This window comes from Mesorhizobium sp. M7A.F.Ca.MR.362.00.0.0 (genome assembly GCF_004023175.1).
Classification (GTDB): Bacteria; Pseudomonadota; Alphaproteobacteria; order Rhizobiales; family Rhizobiaceae; genus Mesorhizobium.
The window spans coordinates 1255-1754 of record NZ_RZTF01000678.1 but is presented as its reverse complement, the minus strand read 5'-3'; the positions used below and the strand labels follow the sequence as shown (position 1 = coordinate 1754).

Sequence of the window (500 nt, the reverse complement as noted above, 5' to 3'; positions counted from 1 at the left end):
CGTCGAAGACGGATCCTGTCTCCGCCGTATACGGGCCGAGGAAGCTGGTGCGCGGGGCCGGCCCCTTCTCCGTCCCGACCGCGAGGGGACGATAGATGGGCAACATCGACTATAACGAGCTTGATGGCGGGCCGACCGTCGCCAGACGCTATGCCGGAGTGGGCACGAAACTCGCCATGGTCGCCGCAGGGCTGATCGTGGCGATCGCGCTGATCTGGATCAACTGGCCTCGCGAGCCGCGCTCTCGCGATACGGCCTCGGATGCTAATGACAATTTCAACCCGCCTGAATTTCGCCCGCCTGCGCTGGCCGAGACGCCACAGGCGGCCGACAAGACAATCGACCAGATCGTTGTTCCGCCGCCCCCGGAAGGGGAAGACAACAAGCAACAGGCCGACAATGTCGATCAGACGGTTGAGCAAGGCGCCGATCTCGATGCGCAGCGGCGCGCCATCGAAGCCCAACTGGCGGCCGAGCAGGCGCGCCGCAAAGCCGAAGAA

The 500-nt window shown here is 65.0% G+C and carries 1 pseudogene; it reads left to right on the top strand.

From position 1 onward, the window contains the following. Positions 1-95: 95 nt before the first annotated feature. A pseudogene (locus EOC06_RS41160) lies at positions 96-500 on the top strand (hypothetical protein); the annotation flags it as partial.